A 2,474-nucleotide genomic window follows, 5' to 3' on the forward strand; every position below is an offset into this window, starting at 1 on the left:
GACAAACGGCGCTGTTGCTGACGCGGCGTGCCGCGGGCTTGCGCGCCCATCGCGCGCAATGGGCGCTTCCCGGTGGACGCTGCGATGCCGGCGAGACGCCAATCGAGGCGGCGCTGCGCGAATTGCAGGAAGAGCTCGGCCTTTCGCTCGCCGCCGATGCCGTGCTCGGCCTGCTCGACGACTATCCGACCCGCTCCGGCTATCTGATCACGCCGGTCGTGGTCTGGGCGGCCGGGTGTGCGGCGCTGGCGCCGAACCCGGCCGAGGTCGCCTCCGTCCATGCCATTCCGCTTGCGGCCGTCGAGCAGCCGGAGGCGTTCGATTTCACCGACATCCCCGAGAGCACGCGGCGCGTGATCCGGTTTCACTTCGAGGGCCGGCTGATCCATGCGCCGACGGCGGCGATGATCTATCAATTCCGCGAGATGTTGGGCGGGCGCGGGACCCGGGTCGCCGAGCTGGAACAGCCGGTGTTTGCCTGGAAGTAGCCGCGGTTTTCGGCCACAACGAGGCCATGTGGCCCCCAGCGATTCGCCCAGATTTGATGGTTCTCGCGCTCGCGCTGCCAGGCGTGGCGGTGGGCGCCTTGGCGCAGCCATTGGGCGGGTTGTCGCCCGCCACGGCGAACGCCAAACCGCCGTTCTTGGCATCGCAATTGGTTGCGCAGATGCAGCCAACGCAGGTGTCGATGGTCTCGCCCGAGCTGATCGCGGACTATCACCGCAAGCTGAAGGAGTATCAGGAAGCCCGCGCGGCGTTCGAGCAGCGCGCCAGCGCCTATTGGGCCTCGATCGCCGAGAAGCGGCACGGCCGCTACGCCAAGCGGCGGGATCATCAGCCCATCGTGCTGGACGATTATGTGCTGACGCAGCCGCCGGTCTATACCGGCCCGAAGCGGCCGGCTAATCCGCTGCCGGAATCGGAGCCGCAGGAGCCGCGCGAGCGCAAATATGTTCCGGTCGTCACCGATCTCCTGCAAGCCGCGGCGGAGTACTTCCAATGGGCGCCGGAGCAGCCCGCCAACGACATGGACTTCAAGCGGGCCTATGCCCGTTTCGCCTCTGCCGCCGGACTAACGCGTGAACAGGCGGTGCGGGTCTATGCCTTCGAGACCGGCGGCAACGGCGATCACGCGTCGCAATCGGGCTTCCACGGCACCCGCGCGATCTCGACCGCGATCGGCTACAATCAGCTGCTCACCACGAACACCGTCGAACTGCTCGCCGAGCAGGGCGAACCGCTCATCAAGGCGCTGACGGACAAGGCCGCGCATCTCAATGGCCCTCAACGCAGGACTATGGACACCAAGATCGCCGTGCTGAAGAAGATGGTGGCGCTGGCGCGCTCGGTGCCGGATGACTGGTCGGAGCACGAAAAGCTCGGCGACACGCCACGGGGCTGGGCGCTGCATGCCATGGTGCTGGATATCGACGTCGGGCCGATGCTGCAGACCCACAAGCTTTTGACCTCGGTGATCTTCGCGCGGGAGAAAGGCTATACCCGACCGCTCACGGCGGCCGAACTCGAGATGATGAACCTGACCGGCGACGGCACCGGGCTCGACATGGTGACGATGCCGCTTGCGATGCGCGAACAGGTGCCGACCGCGAATTTCTTCCAGCGCTCGGGTTATGAGCGCAACCCGGTCGCGATCCGCCACAACACGGTGGCGAAACTGCTCGCCGTCACCGACGCGCGGATGGACGCCAACAGCAACCTGCCCGGCGCACGCGACCTGGCGGCGGCGTTTTGATATGTGTCGTCCTGACGAACGCCTAGACCATAACCACAGGCGCTCGGGACCAGCGACAGGGCATCGAACGCCGTTTCCCAAAACTGAAGATCGCCCGGTATGGGTCCCGGCTCGAGGTCGGAACGACGCATCATCATCGGTTGCGCCCCGGCGATCTGGAATCGGTATCGTCCTGGTGCTCGCCGCACGATTCGCGGCTCAGGCTCAATTCGACCCGAACATGAATTTGCCGTCCCCCTCGAGATACGGGCCGGTCCGCATATAGAGCTGGCCGTTCTGGCCAATGAAGAACAGCGTGCCCTTCGGCACCTTCCTGGCGCCCTTGAGCAGCAGGCCGGCATTGCTGGTGCCCATCTTGTAGGAATAGGTCTTGCCGTCCTTGTCGTAGGCGTAACCCACATCGGGCTTGACCTCCCAGGGCGCGGGGGCAGCGGCCTGTGCGAAGGCCAGGGACGGGGTGGCGCAGAGCGCCGCCGCCGTCAGAATGATCCGCATCGACAATTCCGTCATCACGATCCCTCCGCCATTGATCTTGCCATGATCTGCAGTCCTTGAACAAATCGCGAACGTTGCCGTTCAGTCAATTCATCGTTCCGTCAACAAAGTCCGCTCCGACCGGCTGCATCACACCTCGTCCATGAGTTTGTGATTTCGCAGATTGGGCTTCGCGACTATCTTCGGCTTTCGGTCTAGAACGGCAACCTACAAGATAGTTCATAGG

Annotated in this window: 3 protein-coding genes; 2 read left to right on the top strand and 1 reads right to left on the bottom strand. The window is 64.6% G+C overall.

Going from position 1 to position 2,474, the window contains the following annotated elements:
* Both WCB02_RS16870 and WCB02_RS16875 read left to right on the top strand, forming a co-directional pair.
* The coding region (locus tag WCB02_RS16870) for an NUDIX hydrolase (RefSeq protein ID WP_423959677.1) at positions 1 to 488 on the top strand (488 nt) is incomplete at its 5' end.
* A 56-nt stretch (positions 489 to 544) separates the two neighbouring features.
* A complete protein-coding gene (locus tag WCB02_RS16875; RefSeq protein ID WP_423959679.1) occupies positions 545 to 1,753 on the top strand; it encodes a hypothetical protein in 1,209 nt (402 codons plus the stop codon).
* Positions 1,754 to 1,957: 204 nt separating this feature from the next.
* Here the strand turns inward: WCB02_RS16875 and WCB02_RS16880 are convergent, their stop codons facing one another.
* Complete coding sequence (locus WCB02_RS16880; RefSeq protein ID WP_423959680.1) at positions 1,958 to 2,248, bottom strand: hypothetical protein; 291 nt, start codon at positions 2,246 to 2,248, stop codon at positions 1,958 to 1,960.
* Positions 2,249 to 2,474: the final 226 nt, after the last annotated feature.

Origin of the sequence: Bradyrhizobium sp. (assembly GCF_049581145.1) — a bacterium.
GTDB lineage: Bacteria > Pseudomonadota > Alphaproteobacteria > Rhizobiales > Xanthobacteraceae > Bradyrhizobium.

What these genes read in the sequence shown, in the direction of transcription:
- WCB02_RS16875 (WP_423959679.1), top strand. Translation starts at nt 545, where the DNA reads ATGGTTCTCGCGCTCGCGCTGCCAGGCGTGGCGGTGGGCGCCTTGGCG.
- WCB02_RS16880 (WP_423959680.1), bottom strand. Translation starts at nt 2,248, where the DNA reads ATGCGGATCATTCTGACGGCGGCGGCGCTCTGCGCCACCCCGTCCCTG.